The following is a 23,343-nucleotide window of genomic DNA, read 5'->3' on the forward strand; positions in this document are numbered from 1 at the left end:
CGCATCATTCCGGCCGGTCTCCACTTAGCTTATGCGCTCGCGAATAGACTTCATTGTTGTATCGAACACCTCAGCTTCTTCCTTGCTGATTGTATCCTTACTGTACATGGCCTTCTCGAATATCGTAATGATGAATGACAGCTCTTCCAGCAGCAGAGGCCTTCGCTCTGCCCAATGAGTCATAGTTTCACGTACCGTCTCATTCGCACTGGATGTCAGGCCTTTCCTCCGGCCATAGCGTATTAGCCGGTCCGTATCTTTGACAATACGCTCATTAACTGTGATCGCATTCATTCGATAACGCTGCCACAGCCCTATGATTTGGCGGCGCTGCCATACGATCAGCGCTGCAAGGAGCAGACCTGCGACAACAGCAAAGCCCCATGCCGGAACCTTGAATTCTGTCGAGCTTGCCCCATCCTTCTCGGTAGTTGCAGCATTATCCGTATCCATAGATTCCAGGCTTTGATTTTGCGCCATCGCATAAGGGAAAGAAAAACCCGCCGTTGGCTCGAATGGAAACCATCCATAGCCTTCGAAATATACCTCAACCCAGGAATGCGCATCCGCATTGCGTACGGTATACGTGCCTTTCCCCTCCGGATTGACATCGACACCTGTGCCTTCAAGGCGCAGCGTTTCCGGATCGATCGGCATACTTCCTGGCGCATAGCCTTTTACCCATCGGGCTGGAATACCGATCGAACGGGTCAATACAGCCATTGCAGTAGAATAGTAGTCGCAGTAGCCTTCTTTCATCTCGAATAAGAAAGCATCCACGAAATCTTTGCTTTCCTTCTTCGACAAGTCAGGCTCGTTCGTATACTTGAAATTCGATTGCAAATAGCTCTCAATTGCCCTGACTTTATCATACGGAGTAGCCCCATCCCTGGATATTTCCAAAGCCAGGTCACTCACCCGTGAAGGCAGTCCTGAGGGGAGCTGCAAATACATGTCGGAAACAGACGAGCTATCCCCTGATTCCGCCACGCTGCGCAGCTTCTTCTCATCCAGCACAGGCACATGTGAAATGATGGAGTACTTGTCAGGATAGGCGGACTTTCCGGCTGGCAGCCTTAATTCCCATGATTGCGGCAGCCATTCCAGGCTTGGCAGGTAGCTGTCAATTTCATTGACCGAAACAACCTCGGATACAGGGCTGGCACCGAACAATACGGGGTACTTGTCCTTGCCCAGCATATTGACTGACTGGTCGACTTGAATCGTCTCAACATCATCTCCAATGCTGCCAGCATCAAGAGACTGTCCGGGAGCGAGTGCTCTGACCGCTTGCTCGCCCTTCTCCTCCGGCGCTTCCTCCCAGCCGCTGCCTGTATACAGCGCCCTGGTCTCGCCCCGCCAGTAGCTCTTCCTCGTTGTCGTAATATCCATTATCGGTGAATAATCAAATTTGAAGCCATTGCCCAGATTCTCATCATTGCGGCTGTAGCCTGAGCTGGTATCACCCTCCCCCTTGCCGCCGTTCTCACCTTCACCCTTGTCCCCGATAAAAGTCGGAACTTCCTCCCCCCTAGCTTCTTTCCAGGCGGTATAGGGGTCAGTCAGAATCGGTTTGATGGATGGGACGAACAATCCTGCCCCCATAACAAGTGTGATAATTAGCAGCACCGGCAGAAACAGGCTCAGCGGATACTCAAGCAGGTGCTCCCAGCTCTCCGGGTGCTTCTGTTTGAAGTTCAGGAAGTGGTTGGCAACAAGCCAGCCAAGCCCGATAAATACCATCAAGGCAATTTCGCCCCACAGATAGACCGGTGTGAACAATGAATCCGCAACCGCCAGTGAAAGCAGACTAAAGCTGATGATGCCGATAATGCCCAAGCGGTGCTTGCTGCAAATCAGTATTGCCTGCAAGGCCGCCCATATGACAAGGCTTATCCAGAGAAAGGGCATAAGCTGCTCCACCTGGGCCCATAGCCAGCTTGTCCAATCCCCAATCTTGCCCTTTTGTCCTTCGAACGGGCCCCACTCGAATCCGGTCAGTGCCACATTGACGATGAAGAGCGCAATGAGCTGTATGACCGTTGAGAACCATTTTGAAGGAATGAGCATCACGGCGACCAGTGACGTCAGCAGCATGCAGTGCACGATTGTGTAGGTTTCCGCCCACCAATAGCCTTCAAAGCTGCGAATCCATGCAAAGACAACCAGTACGGAGAAAATAGCGGATAATTGGGCGTACCAGTTCAAGGAAAACCACTTGCTGAATGATTGGGTTTGAGATGTCATGAAGCGCTCCCTCCTTCCAGCGCAGCAGGCAGCTCATGAAGCGCATTGATCGAATGCACGATAAAACCGTTTCGCTGCAGCATTTGCAGACATTCCTTGCTCTTCCCGCCAGTACCTTCTCCGATTCGGAACTTATCATCCCCGATTTCCTTCAAATGGATCAGGACCGGAACGACGCCTTTGCGTTTCAGCCATTCCATGGCAAGGACGATATCCTCACCTGTCTGTGGGCTGACAATAACAGCAAACGATCCGGCAGGAATAAGGGAGGTTGACTGCCTTAGCGCCTTGTAGAGCGGAGTCTTGCCATCCGGCTGGACACGAACGAGATGGTTCATGATCGATTGCCGCTGGTTAAGAGTCGCATTAGGCGGGAACCCTTCACTTGTTTCTCCGACTGATATGAGACCGGTAGCCGTTGAACGCCGGGAGCCAAAGTCCAATATAGAGGCGACGACTGACACCGCCAATTCGAATTGATCCTGCCGTACATATGCGCCCGCATAACGATCCAGAACGAATACCGTCCGCGGCAATGACTCGCGCTCGAATTCTTTTGACTTCCACTCGCCTGTTCTGGCTGTCGCATTCCAATGGATTCGCGACAATCTGTCTCCGTAGATATATTCGCGCACACCGTTAATTTGTGTGGTCTCCTTGGCCGACAATCGCGAGGCGGAAGTCGAATACGGACCCTTGGCGCCGCGCTTCAGCTGCTGCCAGCTTCTTATATTGATCGTGCGCGGATAGACACTGACCGGCTCTGAGGAATCGAAAGTGCCGGAATGCTCGAACAATCCAAAAATATCGCAGGTCGAACATTCCGTCTGAGCGAACCGGTATACCCCTCTCTCCAAGGGCGGAGTCGTATAGGTTACATCTCCTTGCCTGCGGTAGCTCGGCACAAATGAAGCCTCGAACGGAATTGTACCGCCGTTCTGCCGGATCAAGACATCACGAACGAGCACATAAGGAATCGGCCACACACCGGGAATTTGCACGGAAACATTGACGTCCAGCTTGCTTCCGGCCATCAGATGATGCTCCGACCCGGAGCTGTTCGACAGCTTCCGGACACCCGCTACCTTGCCGATGCCGCTCCAACGTCCCAGCAGCAAGTAAAGCAGCAGCACATTCAAGATACAAAACAGCATGAAGGATGCTTTTCCGCCCTGAAACAGCAAATAAAGCAGAGAGCCAGCATATACGATGCCGATAATTTGCCATCTCATCTTCGTTGCTTTTGCCGTAAGCATGAGAATTATCGCTCCATTCGGACAGGGACATTCGTGCTATGAAGGACAGCCTGAATAACATCCTCGGCTGTCAAGCCGTTCATTCTTGATTCTGTATGCAGCAGAATCCGATGAGCCAGCACGGATGGAGCAAGCGATTTGATATCATCGGGGATCATGTAATCACGTTCATTCAGGAATGCCTTGGCTTTGGCAGCTGCAAGCAGCGATATCGCCGCACGCGGGCTGGCTCCCAGCTGGACGCCGTTGTGCTCCCGGGTTCCCCTCACAACGCGGATCAAATAATCGCCAACCGCTTCATCGACATGAACTTTCTTCACCTGCTCCATCAGGGCCGCAACATGCTCAATATCCGCGACCGGTGCAAGCTGATCCGCAGGTGCCGTAGAGAACGGCGACATGACCATCTGACGTTCGGTCGCAGCATCCGGATAGCCTAAGGTAAGCTTCATCATAAACCGGTCAAGCTGGGCCTCCGGCAGTGTATAGGTTCCTTCAAATTCAATCGGGTTTTGCGTGGCGATCAGGACAAAAGGATTAGGCAGCTGATACGTTTCGCCATCCACTGTGACGTTGCGCTCCTCCATCGCTTCCAGCAATGCCGATTGCGTCTTGGTCGTTGCGCGGTTAATCTCATCGACAAGCAGCAGATTCGCCATGACAGGGCCAGGCCTGAAGATGAATGCTTCGTCTTTCGGATGATATATAGCAACACCAGTAATATCCGTTGGCAGCAGATCCGGATTGCATTGGATTCTGCGGAAATGCCCGCCTATCGTTCTGGCAAGCGCTTTCACAAGCTGCGTCTTGCCAGTGCCCGGCACGTCTTCAAGCAAAATATGGCCGCCAGCGAGCAGTGCGATCATTAATTGTTCAATTTCATTGCTCTTCCCCAGGATACAGTTTTCTAAATTACGACGAATTAGTGCGCATAATGAATAATCTGTCTTACGGTTCTCCATGTCTTTGGACCCTCCCGGATGAAATAAAAAATGAAAAATGCCATCATTCTATTATTTTACAAAAAATACAACAAACCGTACAGTTATATATCCACCAAAAAAAATTGGAGATTCCCACAGGAGGAAAATTCCAATTCAACGAAGGAAGGGGGAGCTGCCTGGGGCTCAGTCTGCGCCAAGATCCGTTATTCGACGAATCAATGTTGTCTTGGCTGCCTTTCGCAGCGAGTGCCAGAAGCTGCGCGTGGTGTTTCGCCTCGTGACGGCAATCGGTCGAGCATCTGTAAGCGGGTTTTTCCGGCCTACAGCACACGAGTCGCTCGTTTAGTGTGCGGTAGGCGGATTTTGCCGTCTTAAAGTCGCGTTTCGCGCGGATGGGAATGGTTTCAGAACGCTGTAGCACGGCATTTCCTGCTTACAACACATAACATGTTGTCATTCTATGCTGTAGCACGGTATTTCCCACTTACAAGCGGAAACTCACGACTGAAGCACGGAGCCGGTGTGCGATTCCAGTACGGTACGAGCCAGTAAGGAGCCCAGTGCAGGTCAAATGCAGGTCAAATGCAGGTCAAATGCGAATCCAGCAGCTTCAATACGGAAGCTTGGAGTGAGGAGCGACGTAGCCGATTCACAGCTATTCTGAACATTCTGAACATCAAGACGGGGCTGTCCAGAAAGTCCTTTTTGGGAGTCTCCTCTTACTTAAGAAACTGCACGATGTGGAATGACTGCGATCATGGGACTGCCCACGTACTTCTCGCTAGAGCACGATTCGTCATTCAAACGCCGAGACATGCGAGCTGCGAGCGAGGCGAAACATGCGAAACGGCATTTATTTGCTCGTTTCTGGCCCCATGAAGGTGAAATGCCTGCCAGCGTGCAGGCATTTCACCTTCGTTCCCCCTTAACAGCCGATTTTTTCTCAAATTCATGCCTGATTGCAGGAATGTTATCATTTATGACGTCTTGTAACCGAAATTCATGCACATTCGCAGGCTTCTTACTCCGTCACTCTGCCTTCTAACCACACTTGCAGAAGCGGTGTCCAGAAAGTTATTTGATGATTTCAGACAGAGTCCCCACGAAGTGCCCCCATATAATGAAAAAGATGCTTCCAGCTCCACTTTTTAGTGGTTTGGAGGCATCTTTTCACATCATACGGGACTGACTCATTGGATATTTTCGGCCAGCCAGCCCCGTCTTATGCGGAGATCCGGCTATCCTTTGGGCTTAACGACAAGGGCCGCCAGGAAAGAGAAGATGATCGCGGCGGAAATGCCTGCGCTCGTTAGCTTGAAGATGCCTGTTATGACACCAACCCATCCGTCATTCTGCAGCTCCGTCAAGGCGCCATGAACAAGCGCATTGCCAAAGCTGGTGATCGGAACCGTTACCCCGGCCCCAGCGAATTCCATCATCGGCTCATACCAGCCTATACCGTCCACGATTGCTCCGGCCACGACCAGTATCGCCATCGTATGTGCAGGTGTCAGCTTGGCCACATCGAACATCAGCTGTCCCACGATACATATAGCGCCTCCAACTACAAATGCCCACAAATAAATCATTCTGCAGCTCTCTCCTTCCGTTATAGTTGCCGTGCAATCGAGACGGCATGCGCAATGCATGGAATGCTCTCGCCCTGCTGATAAGACAGCGGAGAGAGCAGAGCTCCTGTCGCAACAACGAGAATACGCTTGAGATCGCCATCCTTCTGCAACCGCTTCAGCAGATGGCCGTAGGTCACGACCGCCGAGCAGCCGCAGCCGCTTCCTCCCGCCTGAACCTTCTGCTTTTGCACATCGTAAATCATCAGACCACAATCCATAAATTCCGTCTGCTCCATCGGCACCCCGTCTCTTGCCAGCAAATCCTTGGCGATGGGATGACCGACACCTGCCAAGTCTCCTGTAACGATAAGATCGTAATCCTTGGGCTCCCGGCCCGTATCATTAAAATGGGCTTGTATTGTATCCACCGCGGCAGGTGCCATTGCTGCCCCCATATTGAAAGGATCTTTAATGCCCAGATCGACGATCTTCCCGATTGTTGCACACTCCACAACAGGACCTGTGCCGTCCGCGCCGATTACGGCTGCTCCGGAGCCCGTGACGGTATACTGTGCTGTCGGCGGTTTTTGCGAGCCGTATTCGGTAGGATAACGGAACTGCTTCTCAGCTGTACAGTTATGGCTGCAAGTGCCGGCCATCACATATTGCCCCGAACCGGAATTGATGATAAGTGAAGCAATCGCCAGAGACTCCATTGAGGTGGAACATGCCCCGAAGACGCCAATATAAGGAACGCCAAGCGTGCGTGCCGCAAAGCTGTTGCTTATAATTTGGTTCATCAGATCTCCGCCGACAAAATACTGCAGCTGCTGCTTATTCACCTTCGCATTTTTGAGCGCAAGATCGGTGGCCTGCTCAAGCAGCAGCCGCTCCGCCTTTTCCCAGCTTTTTTGCTGCATTTCCAGCTCTGGATGGATCAGATCAAAATCAGCCGCAAGCGGTCCCTCGCCCTCATCCGGCCCGACCACAGTCGCCGCTCCGATAATGACAGGACGCTTCTCGAACCACCATGTTTGTTTGCCTTTGAGCATATTATGTCAATGCCCCCTAATGCCGAAGATCATATAGATGATTCCGACGAAAAAAGCCGCTACTGTACCGAATACAATAACTCCGCCCGCCAGCTTGAACATATTAGCGCCAACGCCGAGCACCAATCCCTCGCTCCGGTGTTCTATAGCTGCGGAGCACATGGAATTGGCGAATCCGGTTACAGGAACGGCACTGCCGGCACCTGCCCATTGCGCGATCTTGTCATACACACCCATGCTCGTCAGTACGACAGAGATGAAAATAAGTACAGCAACCGTTGGATTGCTTGCATCCGTCTTGGACATGCCGAATACATGAACGAACATATCCTGTATCCCTTGTCCCAGCAGACAGATGCCTCCCCCTACAATAAAAGCCCGAATACAATTAGCGCCAACCGAACGGTTGGGCTCGCGTGTTTTGGCGAATGTCTGGTATTCCTGCGGCGACATCGTCATTTTTTTATACTTGCTTTTTCCTGCGCTCTTTGTGGCCATTTCTTGCGCCCCCTAAAAGTTTTTGCGTGCTATGCCCGACTGGTCGAGCAAAAACTGCTACGTAAGCATAAGCTTCGTTTTTGCGTGCTATGCCCGACTGGTCGAGCAAAAACTGCTCCGTAAGCATAAGCTTCGTTTTTGCGTGCCTACATAAAGTGTGAACAAAATCTTAATCAAGTATTTGTAATAATGGGCTCTGTTATGCTGACATGCCGCATCTATTTGCAATCAGCTCCAATAATGAAAAGGAGATTTCCAAAAAGTCCTTTTTGGAAATTTCAACTCTCCCTTTTAAGAAGCGGTACGATGTGGAATGCCTGCGATCATGCGACTCGACTGTTCACCTACTCCTCTCCAGGGGACCGTCCGTCGTTCAAACAGCCGAGACATGCGAGATGCAAGATACGAGCTAGGTAAAGCATGCGAAACGGCATGTATTTCCCCATTTTTGGCCCCATAAAGGTGAAATGCCTGCCAGCGTGCAGGTATTTCACCTTCATTTCCCCTTAACGGCCGACTTTTCCTCAAATTCATGCTTCATCGCAGGAATTGCACCAAATATGGCGCCTTGTAACCGAAATTCATGCACATTCGCAGGCTTCTTGCTCTGTCACGCTGCCTTCAAACCACTTGAAGAAGGAGGTGTCCTCTATAACAACGAAAAAGATGCTTCCAGTCCCACCTTTTAGTGGTTTGGAAGCATCCCTTCACATCATTTGGGACTAACGCATTGGATATTGGACTTTTTCGGCCAGCCAGCCCCATAGCAATATTTTCGATGTACAGTCTCGTCCCGCCCAGCAATCGCCCTAAATCAAAGCTATTATTAGAAGCATGACAAGCAGTACGTACAGCGCAAGTGCCAGCACAATGATGTTTCGCCTCATGCACGAGCAGCTCCTCTCAAGAGGTATTAGCCTTTGCTACAGTTTATGCGGGCAGGAGCGGATGCGGATGTTGTCCCAGAACTTCCTCTTATTAATCACAAGCCCCTTCTTTTGACAATTTGTAGAAAATTAATTAGGATATCTAATGAAGTGTATTTTGTAAGATGAATGAGAGGTGCGCAATGACAAAGATTGACCAGGCAGCTCGCCCTGCCGCCGAGTTTCGTATCAGCAGTATTATAGTCCCGCTTATTGCAATTATCGCCGGAGTTTTCATGGTCATTCTCGATTCTACTGCAATGAATGTGGCGCTTACCCATCTGTCCAAAGACTTCAACTCAACAATCAATACACTGCAGTGGACAATATCTGGCTACCTGCTGGCACAAGCAGCCGTCATTCCGCTCGCTGGCTGGCTGTCAGACCGTTACGGAGCCAAAAATATTTTCCTTCTGTCTGTTGCCCTCTTTACAATCGGCTCCGTCCTGTGCGCCCTGCCGAACACTGCAGAATGGCTCACTGTATTCCGCATCCTGCAAGGTCTTGGAGGAGGGGCTGTCCTGCCCGTCTCGATGGCTTACGTTTACCGGCTAAGTCCGCCTCATAAGGTGGGGACTGTCATGGGAATGATGGGCCTGCCGATCCTGTTCGCTCCTGCGATTGGCCCTACTCTCTCGGGCTGGCTGGTGGAATTTCATTCGTGGAGATGGATTTTCCTCATCAATTTGCCGATCGGTATTCTATGCGTGCTGCTGGGTGTCAAATATCTGCCTAAAATTGACCGGAATGCGGTAGCTGGCATGGACTGGCTTGGCATGATTCTGGGCCCGCTTGCGTTCGCCGCTTTATCCTATGGTGTCAGTGAAGGCGCCCATAGCTGGACCTCCGACAAAACGCTGGCCGGACTTATTATCGGCGGCCTGGCGCTGATCGCCTTTATTATTGTGGAGCTCAAAGTACGGACACCACTGCTGGAGCTTCGCGTATTCCGCTCTGTCGATTTCTCCCTCGCTATCGTGGTGCAATGGGTAGGACAGTTTGCCCTTTACGGCGCCATATTTCTATTGCCTCAATTCCTTCAGCAGGGGCGGGGCTTTGGCGCTTTCGATACGGGACTGATTCTGATGCCGCAGGCCATTGCCTCCGGATTGATGATGCCCGTAGGCGGCTTGCTTTATGACAGGATCGGCATTCGCTGGCTCGTCGTCGCAGGTCTCAGTCTCATCTCCGGCGCGATCTATCAATACTCGATGGTTGATGCGACAACGACAGGCAGTGATCTGCTGCTGCCGCTCATTATGGCCGGTGCGGGGATGGGGCTTATGATGATGCCTCTCAATACGCATCTGATGGGCAAAGCGCCGCGTGAGCTTGTTAGCCGCGTAACCTCGATTACTAACGGTTTGCAGACAGTGGTCAACTCGCTCGCTGTGGCCTCCATCGTTACGATACTCACTGCTAATATTACGAGCAGGCAAGCCGAGATGGCAGCAACCGCCAAGCAAGGCGAAGCCGCTGCGGAGCCAGCTCAAGCTGCTCTGCATGCAGCTATTCTGGGCTTTGACGATACATTCAGTGTCATGATACTGATTGCAGCATTCGGCGCGCTGATGGGCCTCGCACTGCGTCGCAATAAGAAGCTGCAAGATGATGCGGGCAACAATAAGCAGATCGAATTTATGCACGGGTAACGTATCCCGTCTTATTACGAACGACCCTGAGCCGCTTCCACAGGTTGTCTTGTGCGGGGCGGTTCATTTTTGTCCAAATAAGAGATACAATGTAGGCATATGCAGATGTTTCGGAAGGAGGCGTCCTCTTATGCCTAAATATTCATTTACTATTCTCCTGCGAGTCGGGCTTGTTCTTGTATTTGCTTTAGCCGCTCTACCCATTCAACATGCTGACGCCAGCTTTATTGACCGGATTACAGATATTTATAATGCTCCGGAGAAAGTCGAAGAGCTGACGGAGTCTTTCAAGCTGCAGCAGGAGAAGCTCGAACGCGAGCTTAATGAGCAGCAGGAACGGCTTCTTGAGGCCCAGCAAACTGCACAGCAGTATGCAGCGCAGCAGGAAGAGCTCATGAAGCAGAACGAACAGTATCGTCTCCAGAATGAGCAATTGTCCAAGCAGAACAACAGCCTGCTCCAAAGGATGGAAACGATGGAAGCTGACAAATCCAAGCGCAGCCAGTTCTATCGCAAGATCGTCACTTCTGTGCTTGTCATTGCCGGAATGGGACTGCTCTATTTGTTATCCATACGCATATGGCGCTATAATGTTTGGCGTAAACATAAGCATTCCGGCGGAGGTGTGTAGCATTTGGAAGTCAAGGCGCCCACACCGATTGGGCATGTTCGCGTCGCTCTCGCCGGAGAGGACTTGCTTCACGTTCTGCATCCCAAATCTATTCTTGCTTATCAGGGCGCACCGCAATCGCGGGAAGACCGGTTCATGGATCTCGCTGGCGCCTACCGGAAGAGAAAGTGGATCCGCTCGAAGCTGCAGGGGCCGAGTGAGTTTATTCTTGGCCTTCCTCCGGGCTGCCAGCTGGAAACGGTCGATATTGGGCCCAAGAGCGACTTGATGTTCGATTTTCGCCACGTTATGTTCTATACAGACGGACTTCATATGAAAAGCAAGGTACAAAAAATTAAAACCGCCTGGATCACGCAGGAATGGATCAGAATGAAATTTACCGGACCAGGCACGCTTGGCATTATTACGACTGGTGATTTGGTTGCGATGCAGCTTCACCCTTCTACTCCGCTGTTTGTGGAAGCCGGCTCTCTAATTGCTTATCCGGATGGCGCCAAGATCAAGCTCGCTGTATACGGCAATCAGTTGGCCAGCCAGCATATGAATGTCCAATGGGAGCTGACAGGCTCAGGCCCTGTCCTTATTCAATCCGGCTCACGGGATGCACAGCTGATCGAACAGCTTCAAGGAGGCGGCATTATTAAACGGATTCTTAGAGAGCTGCTTCCTTTCGGAAGTGTTTATATCAAATAGATATCGTACAATCGGAGGCAGTCATGTCGGACTATATTATTCTGGATATTGAGTTTAACGGCCGCAAGTTTGCCAGTGATAAACCGATGGAGGTCATTGAGATCGGGGCAGTCAGACTCGACTCGTCACTACAGCCCATCGATGAATTTGCCGCCTTTATTAAACCGATCTATTTCTCGAAGCTTAATGGCTTTATTAAGAAAAAGACGGGGATTCCTCAGGAGGAGATTGACCGCGCTCCCCGATTCCCCGCCGTCATTGCCGCTTTCATCCAATGGCTGAACCGCAGCGGGAATTTCACCTTGATCACCTGGGGCGGCGAGGATCTCAAGCGTATCGTGTTCGATACCCGGATGCACAAGCTGGATGACAGCTTCTGGCTGTCTGTCGATTATTTCGATCTGCTGAAAGGCTTCCTGAGGGCCAAAAATTTAACGAATGACGTCAGTGTTGAGGGAGCTCTGCTCGAGCTTGGAATTCCGATGACGGGCTCCGCACACCGGGCTTTGGATGATGCGCGAATGACAGCCGATGTGTTCAGGAATGTGATAGACGGACTGGATTTCAGCCACATCCAGCAGTTCAAGGATGTCTATTCCAATGCCAAAGAACGAAGAATGGTTAAGGTTGCCGTACGGAATATATATGCGCAGAAGAAAATCCCTGTTTGGGAAGCGGTGGTCGAGCATTATTTGAAGGATAAAATATCACTGGATGATCCAAGGAAGATCGCCGAGCTGCAGCATTACTTTGCCGATGAAGTGAATAGCCGGCATCAACAGCTTCAAGCGGAGAGGGATAATAATCCCGCCAGCAGCTAGTCAGTGGCTTCACCGTGTGAAGAGCATGAGGAAACAAACAAAGGGGCTGACCGAGAAGCAGTCCCAAATGATGTGAAGAGATGCCTCCTGACCACTAAAAAGTGGAACTGGAAGCATCTTTTTCATTGTACAGGGGACAACTCCTTCTCCAAGTGGCCTGAAGGCAGCGTGACGGAGTAATAAGCCTGCGAATGTGCATGAATTTCGGGTTCAAGACGCCATAATGATAACATTCCTGCAATCAGGCATGAATTTGGGAAAAAATCGGCCGTTAAGGGGAAATGAAGGTGAAATACCTGCACGCTGGCAGGCATTTCACCTTCATGGGGCCAGAAACGGGAAAATAACTGCCGTTTCGCATGTTTCGCCTGGCTCGTAGCTCCGTACAACCTTCAAACCCTCGCGGTTTCAGTCCCCACCACTCAAATAAACCGGAATCCAGCCTCTCAGGCTATTGATCAACCAGAGAGATTCTGCAGCTCTGATCTCATCCCGTCGTATCGTGCGCTCTTCGATCACTCCGCTGGCGAGCAGGCTGGCCCGCATTGTTCCAGGCAGCATTCCGCAATGAAGCGGCGGCGTTACCATACATCCGCCAATCTTTGCTACAAGGTTGCCTATCGTGAACTCGGTAATCTCATCGTCCTCATTCCACAACAGAACATCGAATACATCGCCCGCTCCTTGCTTGCAGTCTTCGTAAATGTGGCGGTTCGTCGTTTTATGGCGGAGAAACACATCCTCCTTGGAGATCGGGCGCTGGGCCAGAGCAACTGGAAATTCATTTCCTTCCAGCGGTATATAGGGCTGTGATTCAACCTGCACCCTGCCGTCCGCATCCAGCAGCAGACGCACTCTTCTCGGTTCAGAATAGGCCGCCGCATGGGCTGCCAATTCCCGCCGTATCTGTTCCTCATCCCCGTGGAACCCAAAGTAAGCAGCGGAGTCCATGAGCCGCAATATATGGTGCTCCAGCAAGCTGTATTCCCCATTCTCCAGCAACAGCGTTTCCAGCAATTGAAAAGCACTCTTGTATGAATGATTGGCCTGCATCCTCAATTCAACCTCCAACGCTCACCGAATGAACAGAACGGTCGCCCTGCAGACGGTAATAAGAGCGGTTATATTCGCTAAACTTCATCTCCGTAATCGTTCGAAGCAGCACATCCGCCTTCAGCAGAATCTCATCATATTCCGCCTCTGCTTCGGAGAGCATCACAACTGCGCCGCCTGCGCCAATCGATATCCGTCCTTCGCTGCAGACGATTGTCCGAATGACGATATTCAGATCCGCAGAGCCATTAGCAGCCAGGAAACCGATCGCCCCCGAATAAATCCCTCGTGGACGAGCCTCTAATTGGTCAATGATCGCCATGCTGCGGAGTTTGGGGGCTCCCGTCATAGATCCGCCGGGAAAAGCAGCCCGGATACAGGCCACAGCGGTTAAATCCTTGCGCAGTTTGCCGCGTACGGTGGATACCATCTGATGAACGGTCTCATACGATTCAATCGCCATCAGCTTAGGAACGTGGACGCTGCCTACCTCGCAGACAGCGCCAAGATCGTTGCGGAGCAAATCGACAATCATCAGATTCTCCGAACGGTCCTTCTCGCTCGCCAGCAGGCTGTTCCTGAGTTTCTCATCCTCTTCCTCTTGCCCTGCAGCTCCTCTGCGAATGGTTCCTTTGATCGGCTTCGCTTCTATACAGCCATCCTTGTCGATCTTGACGAATCGCTCGGGCGATGAACTTAGAATCTGATAATCCCCGAACTGCATGTAGGCCGAATAAGGCGCAGGATTGTTCTTGCGAATATTCAGGTACAGGGCAAATGGATCCTCGCTATATTCGCAGCTGATTTCGTTAGTCAGGTTAATCTCATAGGTTTCGCCTTCACGAAGAAATTGCTTCGTGCTGGCAATAGACCCCATGTACTCCGCATGTGATTGATGCAGCTTGAATACAAGCGGCATAGGCTGTCCCGCAGAAGTATTCATTGCCGCTGCATCTGAATCGGGACGATTATACGCCGGCTCTTCGTTCACAGCATCTGTCGCGGATTCGGCCTCCATAGCAAGCAAAAGCTCCTCTATCTCCGCAAACCATTGATAGGCAAGCTCCTCCTCTGCTGCAGGTGTCAGACTAAGCAGATACATCTGACGCTCCAAGTGATCGAAGACGATGATGCGATCCGCCAGTATGAATGCCGCATCCGGCAAATGGGACTTATGAGCGTGGTCGCCACCGCTCTCTGCCTTCATTTCGTAACCGAAATATCCGGCAAAGCCCGTATTGTAATCGAATGGCACATCCGAGTCGCAGCTAATATTGTGCAGCGTTCGCTCTATGTAATCGTAGATGCTCTCTTTGACCGTCGTTCTAATCCCCTGACCGGTTGCAATTGCAATGATGCCGCTCTGCACCTCGTAGGTCATCCGCTGGCTATAGGGACCTCCAAAGGCACCCATATACGAAAATCTCGCCAAGCCCTGGTCGGTCCTGCTGCTATCCAGCCAAAAGGAATACGGCTGATTCACATACATTCTAGCAAATACCTGCTCAGGCTGCATCAGCCCATTGAACTGCTTCACTGTCACGGTATAGCAATCTTCCGTATCGGCTATGCGCTTCCCTGCTCCCTTGGCATCAGGGACAGCATTCTTATGGTTCATCTTATCCAGCGGTACCCGCCCTGACCGGTCGAGCTGGGATTGACTCCAGTATGCCTCTGTCAATGCCTTGAAATTACGCAGCAGGCTGAGCCCGCATTTCGTCGCAATCGATTCAGGGTGGAACTGCACCCCCCAGACCGGACGCTGTCTATGCCTGAGCCCCATAATGACACCATCCCCGGTCCATGCAGTGGCCTCCAGATCATCGGAGAGAGGCGCTTCCACCACAAGAGAGTGGTAGCGCACAACCTGGCTTCCTTGTGGAATTCCCGCGAACAGCTCCGTGTCATTATGATACAGGCTGCTCAATCGTCCATGCATCGCTTCCGGCGCCTGGACGATCCGAGAACCGTACAGATGGCCAATCCCCTGATGCCCCAGGCAAACACCAAGCACGGGTACATCAGCATGCTGGATCGCTTGCGCACTAATTCCGAAGTCCTTCTCATTCCCGGGATTGCCGGGACCTGGGGAGATGACGATATTATCGAAGCGGCAGCCCGCTATCTCATGCCATTGCAAAGCGTCATTCCGGATGACAAATGGCTCCTCTCCGTTTATCTCTGCCAGCAGCTGGAATAAATTAAACGTATAGGAGTCATAATTATCGATCAGCAGCGTCTTCACGGATGCACCTCACTTGCAAATGATTTCTATTATTTATAAACCGCCGATGTGCGACCGAGCGCCGCGTGCCTCGATGGCACGAGGGTGGGCACAATAAGACCAGGCTGAGCGGTCATGCTGCACCGCAGCCAGCATCCCATTATTATAGCGTTCGTTTCTCAATGGCGAAAGATTAATTCGATCGACTCAAAAAAAGCCCCCTAACAGGGAGCGTTGGCTGTTGCAATGGCTGTACTGCACCGCGCGCAGCTCCCAGCGCGCGGTGGGACGGTACGGGTGTCACCTTGCAATAACCTTGCCGAGGGAAAAGGCTCCACGATCGGCGAACATTCCTGCTGGAAAGCAGGTTTACACTCGTTCCAGCCTGTTTGAGGATGAAATGCCTGCCAGACGGCAGGTATTTCGCTCTGTTCGCCCGAAATCGGCCCAGTCCGCCATATATTCCTGCACTATCGCAGGCATTCTGCCCTCAGAGCTTCTTTTACTCGAAATTGCTGCGCTTACGCAGGCATTCCTCTCCCCACCAACCGGATGTGTTGTAGCCAGTCACTTGTACATCTTTGGAGCACGCGCAGCTGCAAGCGCGGCGGAGGCGGTTCGGACGGCACCAGCGAGTTGGCGGAAAGCCCGCCGGACTTTCACAGGCAGTCTGAGTTCCCGAACAGAGAGCATGTTTGTCATTTGGGCTGTTCGACCATTTGTTCCGCCTGCTGGAGCTTCTCGAGTCCAGCATTCATTCCCGCTACAAACAACCGGTTATCTTTGAAGTCGGCCAAGTCGCTAATCTCTAAACTATCAAAATATTCCAACAGGGAGTTTAAGGCAGTTACTTGCATCGCGATCCCATCCATCATATTCCCTTTACTCTCTATAAGCAGCTTCCTGACATCCTCGCTTAAATCCTTCGGAATCTGCTGCTGTCCCAGGAAATCTCTGTAAGAAAGAATAACTTCCTTATAGCTTTCTACATACTGATACCCTTCCACAGTAGGCTGCGGATTACTCAAGAAATCCGTCTCGAACGTCACAAATAATGCGCTGCTCTCCAATGCCTTCTTGGAAAAATCCAGCATTTTCTTCTCGTAAGCTTTATACAATACCGCATCATTCTTTCTCTTTTCCGCTTGCTTTTTCAGCTCCTCTTTCTTCTTCTGCTCCTCTTTCTTCTTCTGCTCCTCTTTCTTCTTCTGCTCCTCTTTCTTCTTCTGCTCCTCTTTCTTCTTCTGCTCCTCTTTCTTCTTCTGCTCCTCTTTCTTCTTCTGCTCCTCGTCCTTGCTCTTGTCCGCAGCAGTTTCCGCCACAGTCGGCGCATCGTTGTCAGAACCCAACTGGTTGCTGCCGACGATTATCATCGCTGTAAAACATACGACGGCAAGAACAAAGCTGATATGCATGCCCCTTCTTCTCGCACGCCTCTCGTTCCTGTTTGCTGTGAGAAACAATAAAATTAAAAAGAAAATACATGTTATCGAGAAAAATATCCATGCGAAACCTAAAGCATAGAACATAAAAAGCCTCCCCGGCTGAAATGATATGTATATTTTACCAAACTTTTTCTGAAAGTAATATTAGTATTTTCAAAGAGGCACTCTCTTCTCAAAGCCACTTTAGCAGTTCTTTAGAATTATACATTCTTCCATATATCGCTAAAATGAGCCTTTTGAATTATAATATTAATAGGCTATAAGAACTAGTTACTCCTCCATCAAATGGAGAGAAACAATTAAAGGGGTATGAGAATGAGAAGAACTCCTCTATTGTCATTAGCATTAGTTGCCACTTTATTATTGTCTGCATGTTCGGAAGCTAAGATTAAAAAGGTTGAGCCGACTGCTGCCGATTCAACTGGCACGAATCAAAATGGCGGGGACACGGACGAAGAGACGAATCCGCCAGCAACATTCAAAATCGGAGACTCGGTTATTTTTGATGATTTGATCATTACCGTAAATTCGTTAAGCGGACATACTGGCGGAGATTATGAAAAACCGGAGGAAGGCAAAGTATTCATCGTGGTAGATGCAACCATAGAGAACACAGCTGAAGATACTGCCAATGTCTCTACGCTGCTGATGATGAAACTGGCTGATGCTGAGGGTTACTACTATAATCCAACTATCGCTACGTTTGTAGAAGGCCAATTAGATGGACAAATACCATCCGGACGCAAAAAAAGAGGACAAGTTGCCTTCCAGGTCCCGAAAGATGCTGCCGGCTTTGAATTTATTTTCGAGACCCCCCTTTCTTCAAGCGGTCAAGCAATCTGGAGCACGCAGTAATTGTGAATGCAACGTGATTCTTGATTCAATTACATAAGGAATGGACCAGCCTCTATTTAATAGCAGCTGGTCCATTCTGTTAAGGCATCCGGATCACGATTCACACTGATCACTCATGCACCTATTCTAAGCATTTATGCTGACGGGATTTCAAACGCAACGCGGCCTGCATCAGCTTGCTTTAAATCTGGGCCGTTTTTTTCCAATCGGCGGCGAATTTCTCCATTCCTTGATCTGTAAGAGGATGCTTGGAGATTTGCTCGATAACTGCAAACGGAATCGTTGCGATATGCGCGCCAGCCATCGCTACGCGGGTAACATGATCCGGATGGCGGACAGATGCGGCGATAATTTGAGCGCTCAGGTTATGCGTGCGGAACAATTCAGCGACCTTTACGATCAATTGAACACCGTCCTCCGAGATGTCATCCAAGCGGCCCAGGAACGGAGAGACATAGGTTGCGCCTGCACGCGCGGCTAAGAGCGCCTGATTGACGGTGAAGATCAGCGTTACGTTCGTTTTCACGCCTTTGTCAGCCAGATAACGGCAAGCCTCCAGTCCGGCCAGTGTCATCGGGAGCTTGATTGTAATGTTTTTATCGCCGCCATTGATTGTGATCAATTCATTCGCTTGTGCAATCATCTCTTCGGCTGTCAGCGCATCTGGGGTCACTTCCGCCGAAACGGATTCAACCCCCGGCACTGCCTGTAAAATCTCCGCGATCCGGTCTTCGAATTTCACGCCTTCCTTGGCTACAAGAGAAGGATTCGTCGTTACACCGGATAAGACGCCGATTTTATTCGCTTTTTTGATTTCCTCTACATTTGCGGTATCGATAAAAAATTTCATTTTTACTAACCTCCATTTTTTATTAGGTTCTATTATGGAATCAGTGCGGGGAGCCCGAACCTGCAGCGCCCTTAATCGCTGATTGTGGTTTTCAACAACTCTTGCGCCAGTTTTACTACATTCTGCGCAGAGAAACCAAAGTACTCCATAACCTCGCCACCTGGCCCGGAAACGCCGAATGTGTCGATCGACACTATACGACCGTCTTTCCCCGTGTAACGTTCCCAACCTAGCGAAATGCCAGCTTCAATGGCTATCCGATTCGTGACGGAATCAGGAAGAACGCTCTGCTTGTAAGCTTCGGGCGCACGATCGAACAATTCCCTGCTCGGCATGGCCACCACGCGAACGGAGATGTTGTCCCGCTCCAGCTCCTCCTTGGCGCTCACGGCAAGAGATACCTCGGATCCCGTCCCGATCAAGATGACATCCGGCTGAGCGTCGGTTTCCGTCAGAATATATGCGCCTCTTGCTACCGCATCGACATTGGACTTGGTCGCTTCATAGACCGGAAGGTTCTGTCTGCTCAGCACCAAGGCTACCGGACCATCGTTCTGCCCCAGGGCATACGCCCATGCGCTTGCCGTTTCGTTCGCATCCGTCGGCCTGATGACGGTAAGTCCCGGAATGGTGCGCAATGCGGCAAGATGCTCAACAGGCTCATGCGTTGGCCCATCTTCCCCGACGGCAATGGAGTCATGCGTAAAGACATAGATTAACGGCAGCTTCTGCAGGGCAGCCAGCCGGATCGCCGGACGCAAATAATCGCTGAATACGAAGAAGGTGCTCACGAACGGTTTGACGCCTCCATGCAGCGCCATGCCGTTCCCTGCTGCGCCCATCGCGTGCTCACGAACGCCAAAATAGATGTTGCGGCCCGAATAGCTATCGATGGCGAACATTTGCTCACCCTTCATATCCGTCATCGTCGAATGTGACAAATCCGCACTGCCGCCGAACAGGGCAGGAACGGTTTTCACATAATGATTGATGGCTTCACCGCTCGCCACACGGGTAGAAATCGTCTTGGAAGCGTCGAAGGCAAGAATATCTTCGGCGCCGAGCAGCACTGAACCGCCGATGGCTTGCTTGAGCTCCTTGCCAAGCTCAGGATATTGCGCAGCATAGGAGGCAAGCAGGTCGTTCCACTGTTCCTCTTTCGCCGCCCCCTCCCCCTTAAGCTGCTCGAAATGCGCTTTGACTTCTTCGGGGACAACAAACTCTTCTTCGTGCTGCCAGCCGTAAGCGGCCTTGGTCGCGATTGCCTCTTCTTTGCCAAGCGGATTGCCATGTGCTTTATTAGTGCCCGCTACCTTGCTGCCGTATCCGATAATCGTTCTGATTTCGATAAGCGTCGGTTGCGATTCATTGCGTTTCGCCGCTCCGATCGCTTCGGCAATCCCCGCCACATCATTGCCGTCCTCTACACGTATATATTCCCAATTCGCCGATTCCGCTCTTTTTTGCATATTTTCACCGAAGGAAAGATTGAGCGCTCCATCCAATGAAATGTCGTTGGAATCATACAAAACGATTAATTTGCCAAGCTTCATATGCCCGGCCATGGACATCGCTTCGTAAGAGATCCCTTCCATCAAGCAGCCGTCACCGACAAGCGCATACGTGTAATGATCAACAACAGGGAAGCCGTCCTGATTGAATTTCGAGGCCAGATGGGCTTCGGCCATCGCCATACCGACTGCCATCGCAATTCCTTGTCCCAAAGGTCCTGTTGTTGCATCTACGCCATCCGTATGACCGAATTCGGGATGCCCCGGTGTCCTGCTGTTCAGCTTGCGGAACTGCTTCAAATCATCCAGCGACACCCCATAGCCGGACAAATGCAGGAGGCTGTACAATAAAGCAGACCCGTGGCCCGCAGACAGAATGAAGCGGTCGCGGTTAAACCATTTTGCATGGCCGGGATTGTGTTGAAGCAGCTTCGCCCAGAGGGCGTACGCCATCGGCGCGGCTCCCATTGGCAGTCCCGGATGGCCGGAATTGGCGCGGTTAATCGCATCGATGGACAACGTTCGAATCGTATCGATAGCTAACTGGTCAATTGTCTTTGTCATTGGCATCTTGTTCATTTACTCCCTTTCTCTTCATGGCTGCTTTTTTCTCATTCCTAAATCCACTATAATACGAATAACATCCATATAAGTAATTGATAGATTTCAGAGGAGCTATAGACCATATCTATGAATAATAATTATGAATTGTACAAAGTATTTTATTGGGCTGCGAAGACAGGCAGCTTGACGAAGGCGGCCAATAATCTGTATCTGACCCAGCCAAGTGTCAGCCATGCGATCAAGCAGCTGGAGGAACGCTTCGGCATCGCCTTATTTTATCGCAATTCCAAGGGCGTTACACTGACGCAGGAGGGCGCCATGCTGTACTCCTATATTGAGCAATCCCAAATCTTAATAACGCTCGCTGAAGAAAAGATGGCCGCACTCAAAAACCTGGATAGCGGCGAGCTTCGGATCGGCGGTAGCGATTCGCTGTTCAAGCATTATTTGCTCCCTTATTTGGAGGACTTCCATCATAACCATCCGGGCATCCGGCTTCACCTGAACCACGGGACGACCCCGGAGATCATTACATTCTTGAAGGAAGGCCGCATCGATCTGGGCGTCGTGCGCATGCCTATCCATGATTCACAGCTTCAAGTGAGGGAAAGCATAAAGCTGCAGGATTGTTTCGTAACGGGGGCACGTTATGCCGAGCTTAAAGGTGCAATTCTTTCGCTGGATAAGCTGCTGCAGTATCCCGTCATCTTGTTCTCGCGCAACAGCCGGGCACGGATGGCGATAACGGAACTATTCCAAAACTATGGTTATACGCTCAAGCCTGAAATCGAGGTCGGAAGCGTGGAGCTGCTCATCGAGTTCGCGCGGAAAGGACTGGGCATATCATATGTAACAAGAGAATTTGTTGCGAAGGAACTGGAAGAAGGCTCGCTCTTCGAGATCCAGTTAGACGTTCAGCTGCCGCCTACACATGTGGGGATCATGACGATGCGGAACATGCCCCTCTCCCGCGCAGCCAGCAGCTTTATTGAACTCGTTCGATAGAAACGTTCTGCACTGAGGAAGAGTCCAGCGCCACATTGGAAAATCAATAGTTAAAGCCGCTTAACAAAAAATAAGGGCCGTCCCGAAAGTCCTATCTGGAAATTTCAGCTCCCACTTAGGGTTAAAAAAACCTTCAGCTCCACTTTTATAGTGGCTATGAAGGTTCATTTGTGCATCTTATGGATTGACTAACAGTGGTTTACTCTTATGGGTTAGCCCCTCTCGTCAAACGCCGAGACATGCGAGTTGCGAAATACGAGGTGTCAGCGGCAAAACATGCGAAACCGCAGGTTTTTTCTTGTTTATGACCCCATGAATGCGAAAGACCTGCCAGCGTGCAGGCATTTCACCTTCATTTTCCCTTATCGGCCGATTCTTTCTCAAATTCATGCATGATTGCAGGAATGTTGCCATTATGGCGTCTTGTAACCGAAATTCATGCACATTCGCAGGCTTTTTACTTCGCCACGCTGCCTTCTAACCAACCACACTTAGAGGAAAGGCAACGCCGAAGAAGAACTCCCCATCCGATGTGACTTATGACAGATTCAACAACTCCTGCAGCACGCGATCGCTCAAGAAAGGCAGGTATTCATGACCGTATTCATGATACACAACAAGCTCCTTGTCGGACGTAATCTTGTTGTACGTCGCAAATTGCGTATACGGCGGACAGACCGGGTCGGCTAGACCCGTTACAAAAATAACCTTTGCTTCTATCCGCTCAGCCAGATTCTGAATGTCGATATAGCCGAGCTTATGGAACAGCTCATCCTGCCGTGTATGCAGCGGATCCAAAAAGCGGAAGAAGTAAGCAATTTCTTCATAAGCCGAAGAGGTAGCATCCATCTCCCAAGCCTTCTTGTAATCGGTCAAGAACGGATACACTGGAATCGCCAGCTTGACGCTCGGTTCGAGCGCAGCGCAGGCAATGGCCAAGGCACCGCCCTGCGAGCAGCCATGGACGCCAATTTTATCCGGGTCTACACCATCCATAGACTTCAATATTCTCACGGTTTGAACCAGATCAAGGAAAACATGCCGGTAATAAAGCCGATCCGGATTCTCCTCCTCTATCCCTCGGATGATATGGCCCTTTAATGTATTTCCTTTTACAGCCAGGTTGTCCTCGGATAGCCCTCCCTGTCCTCGGCAGTCCAGGGCGATAACCGTGATGCCATGTGCCGCATAGGTCACCTTATCGAACCAGTCGCCGCTGCTGGAGTGATAACCGTGGAACAGAGCCAATCCAGGCCCCCTGCCGCTCGACGCTTTAGGCTTGACGTATTTGGCATGCACTCTTGCTCCGCCGACACCGGTAAAATAGAGATGATAGCATTCCGCCAGAGGTGTTTGGAATTTCGCCTCTACCAGTTCATAGGCAAGAGGTTGATCATCCAGCTCGTTCAGCGCACGCGCCCAATAAGCATCGAAATCATCCGGCTTCGGGCTGCTTCCTTTATATTTCAGCAAATCTTCCACTTTATCGTTAGCCAAGTCAGTTCCTCCTTGAAAAAGAAAACGGATAAACCATTAAAGCGATTA

18 protein-coding genes are annotated in these 23,343 nt (G+C 50.8%); 6 read left to right on the forward strand and 12 right to left on the reverse strand.

Annotation, left to right across the window (positions count from 1 at the left end; genetic code table 11):
• Positions 1-24: 24 nt before the first annotated feature.
• From K0T92_RS03300 to spoVAC, 6 genes are all read right to left on the reverse strand, one after another.
• Positions 25-2,247, reverse strand: coding sequence for a transglutaminase-like domain-containing protein (locus K0T92_RS03300; protein WP_219870972.1), 2,223 nt, complete (start codon positions 2,245-2,247; stop codon positions 25-27).
• Positions 2,244-3,503, reverse strand: a complete 1,260-nt coding sequence (locus tag K0T92_RS03305; protein WP_219870973.1) for a DUF58 domain-containing protein — start codon at positions 3,501-3,503, stop codon at positions 2,244-2,246. The genes K0T92_RS03300 and K0T92_RS03305 overlap by 4 nt, the downstream gene beginning before the upstream one ends.
• 5 nt (positions 3,504-3,508) lie before the next feature.
• Positions 3,509-4,465, reverse strand: a complete 957-nt coding sequence (locus K0T92_RS03310) for an AAA family ATPase (RefSeq protein ID WP_219870974.1) — start codon at positions 4,463-4,465, stop codon at positions 3,509-3,511.
• A 1,220-nt stretch (positions 4,466-5,685) separates the two neighbouring features.
• Positions 5,686-6,036 carry a stage V sporulation protein AE gene (gene spoVAE / locus K0T92_RS03315; RefSeq protein WP_219870975.1) on the reverse strand — a complete coding sequence of 117 codons (351 nt, stop codon included), beginning with the start codon at positions 6,034-6,036 and terminating at the stop codon, positions 5,686-5,688.
• A gap of 20 nt (positions 6,037-6,056) precedes the next feature.
• Positions 6,057-7,070, reverse strand: a complete 1,014-nt coding sequence (spoVAD, locus tag K0T92_RS03320; RefSeq protein ID WP_219870976.1) for a stage V sporulation protein AD — start codon at positions 7,068-7,070, stop codon at positions 6,057-6,059.
• Between the two features lie 6 nt (positions 7,071-7,076).
• Entirely contained in the window at positions 7,077-7,568 is a 492-nt protein-coding gene (gene spoVAC / locus K0T92_RS03325) for a stage V sporulation protein AC (protein ID WP_219870977.1), read from the reverse strand.
• A gap of 1,069 nt (positions 7,569-8,637) precedes the next feature.
• On the opposite strand from spoVAC, the gene K0T92_RS03330 reads away from it, so the two are divergent.
• The 4 genes from K0T92_RS03330 (at position 8,638) to K0T92_RS03345 (ending at position 12,291) form a co-directional block, all read left to right on the forward strand.
• Positions 8,638-10,146, forward strand: coding sequence for a DHA2 family efflux MFS transporter permease subunit (locus K0T92_RS03330; RefSeq protein WP_219870978.1), 1,509 nt, complete (start codon positions 8,638-8,640; stop codon positions 10,144-10,146).
• A gap of 130 nt (positions 10,147-10,276) precedes the next feature.
• Positions 10,277-10,777, forward strand: coding sequence for a hypothetical protein (locus K0T92_RS03335; RefSeq protein WP_219870979.1), 501 nt, complete (start codon positions 10,277-10,279; stop codon positions 10,775-10,777).
• A gap of 3 nt (positions 10,778-10,780) precedes the next feature.
• Positions 10,781-11,470 (forward strand): AIM24 family protein, encoded by a 690-nt coding sequence (locus K0T92_RS03340; protein ID WP_219870980.1) that lies wholly within the window; start codon positions 10,781-10,783, stop codon positions 11,468-11,470.
• A gap of 23 nt (positions 11,471-11,493) precedes the next feature.
• Positions 11,494-12,291: a 3'-5' exonuclease gene (locus K0T92_RS03345; protein ID WP_219870981.1), complete on the forward strand. Its 798-nt coding sequence runs from the start codon at positions 11,494-11,496 to the stop codon at positions 12,289-12,291.
• 408 nt (positions 12,292-12,699) lie between these two features.
• On the opposite strand, the gene K0T92_RS03350 is transcribed toward K0T92_RS03345, so the two are convergent.
• The 3 genes from K0T92_RS03350 to K0T92_RS03365 form a co-directional block, all read right to left on the reverse strand.
• Positions 12,700-13,344, reverse strand: a complete 645-nt coding sequence (locus K0T92_RS03350) for an aminotransferase class IV (RefSeq protein ID WP_219870982.1) — start codon at positions 13,342-13,344, stop codon at positions 12,700-12,702.
• Positions 13,345-13,351: 7 nt separating this feature from the next.
• Complete coding sequence (pabB, locus tag K0T92_RS03355; protein ID WP_343223617.1) at positions 13,352-15,589, reverse strand: aminodeoxychorismate synthase component I; 2,238 nt, start codon at positions 15,587-15,589, stop codon at positions 13,352-13,354.
• 677 nt (positions 15,590-16,266) lie between these two features.
• A complete protein-coding gene (locus K0T92_RS03365; protein ID WP_219870983.1) occupies positions 16,267-16,983 on the reverse strand; it encodes a hypothetical protein in 717 nt (238 codons plus the stop codon).
• A 345-nt stretch (positions 16,984-17,328) separates the two neighbouring features.
• On the opposite strand from K0T92_RS03365, the gene K0T92_RS03370 reads away from it, so the two are divergent.
• Positions 17,329-17,868: a DUF4352 domain-containing protein gene (locus K0T92_RS03370; RefSeq protein WP_219870984.1), complete on the forward strand. Its 540-nt coding sequence runs from the start codon at positions 17,329-17,331 to the stop codon at positions 17,866-17,868.
• Positions 17,869-18,049: 181 nt separating this feature from the next.
• On the opposite strand, the gene fsa is transcribed toward K0T92_RS03370, so the two are convergent.
• Entirely contained in the window at positions 18,050-18,718 is a 669-nt protein-coding gene (gene fsa, locus K0T92_RS03375) for a fructose-6-phosphate aldolase (protein WP_219870985.1), read from the reverse strand.
• 71 nt (positions 18,719-18,789) lie between these two features.
• Positions 18,790-20,793 (reverse strand): transketolase, encoded by a 2,004-nt coding sequence (gene tkt, locus K0T92_RS03380; protein ID WP_219871192.1) that lies wholly within the window; start codon positions 20,791-20,793, stop codon positions 18,790-18,792.
• Positions 20,794-20,919: 126 nt separating this feature from the next.
• Here tkt and K0T92_RS03385 point away from each other — a divergent pair, with 126 nt between their 5' ends.
• Positions 20,920-21,798: a LysR family transcriptional regulator gene (locus K0T92_RS03385; protein ID WP_219870986.1), complete on the forward strand. Its 879-nt coding sequence runs from the start codon at positions 20,920-20,922 to the stop codon at positions 21,796-21,798.
• 537 nt (positions 21,799-22,335) lie between these two features.
• On the opposite strand, the gene K0T92_RS03390 is transcribed toward K0T92_RS03385, so the two are convergent.
• Positions 22,336-23,295 (reverse strand): acetylxylan esterase, encoded by a 960-nt coding sequence (locus tag K0T92_RS03390; protein WP_219870987.1) that lies wholly within the window; start codon positions 23,293-23,295, stop codon positions 22,336-22,338.
• Between the last annotated feature and the right edge of the window lie 48 nt (positions 23,296-23,343).

The organism is Paenibacillus oenotherae (assembly GCF_019443105.1).
Taxonomy (GTDB): domain Bacteria; phylum Bacillota; class Bacilli; order Paenibacillales; family Paenibacillaceae; genus Paenibacillus_Z; species Paenibacillus_Z oenotherae.